Annotated in this window: 1 rRNA gene; it reads right to left on the bottom strand. The window is 49.2% G+C overall.

From position 1 onward, the window contains the following. Positions 1 to 1,178: ribosomal RNA gene (locus tag RFK25_RS11440) — 23S ribosomal RNA — on the bottom strand; the annotation flags it as partial.

The raw sequence follows: 1,178 nt of genomic DNA, 5'->3' as shown, positions 1-1,178 counted from the left end.
TAAGTCAGCACCCCTTCTCCCGAAGTTACGGGGTCATTTTGCCGAGTTCCTTAACGAGAGTTCTCTCGCTCACCTGAGGCTACTCGCCTCGACTACCTGTGTCGGTTTGCGGTACGGGTAGAGTATGATACAACGCTAGAAGATTTTCTCGGCAGTGTGACGTCACTAACTTCGCTACTAAACTTCGCTCCCCATCACAGCTCAATGTTACAGATACAAGCATTTGACTCATATCACACCTCACTGCTTAGACGGGCACTTCCAATCGCCCGCTTTAGTTAGCCTACTGCGTCCCTCCATCACTTCATACTCTAGTACAGGAATATCAACCTGTTGTCCATCGGATACACCTTTCGGTCTCTCCTTAGGTCCCGACTAACCCAGGGCGGACGAGCCTTCCCCTGGAAACCTTAGTCTTACGGTGGATGGGATTCTCACCCATCTTTCGCTACTCATACCGGCATTCTCACTTCTATGCGTTCCAGCACTCCTCACGGTATACCTTCTTCACACATAGAACGCTCTCCTACCATAACACCTAAGTGTTATCCACAGCTTCGGTAAATTGTTTTAGCCCCGGTACATTTTCGGCGCAGGGTCACTCGACTAGTGAGCTATTACGCACTCTTTGAATGAATAGCTGCTTCTAAGCTAACATCCTAGTTGTCTGTGCAACCCCACATCCTTTTCCACTTAACAATTATTTTGGGACCTTAGCTGGTGGTCTGGGCTGTTTCCCTTTCGACTACGGATCTTAGCACTCGCAGTCTGACTGCCGACCATAAATCTTTGGCATTCGGAGTTTATCTGAAATCAGTAAACCGAGATGGCCCCCTCATCCAAACAGTGCTCTACCTCCAAGATTCTTAATGTCGACGCTAGCCCTAAAGCTATTTCGGAGAGAACCAGCTATCTCCAAGTTCGTTTGGAATTTCTCCGCTACCCACAAGTCATCCAAGCACTTTTCAACGTGCCCTGGTTCGGTCCTCCAGTGCGTCTTACCGCACCTTCAACCTGCTCATGGGTAGGTCACATGGTTTCGGGTCTACGTCATGATACTAATCCGCCCTATTCAGACTCGGTTTCCCTACGGCTCCGTCTCTTCAACTTAACCTCGCATCATAACGTAACTCGCCGGTTCATTCTACAAAAGGCACGCTCTCACCCATTAACGGGCT

The sequence above is a fragment of the Streptococcus sp. SS-4456 genome (genome assembly GCF_036680365.1).
Lineage (GTDB): Bacteria > Bacillota > Bacilli > Lactobacillales > Streptococcaceae > Streptococcus.
Note: the sequence above shows the minus strand (reverse complement) of the source record. Positions and strands in the feature narration are given on the sequence as shown.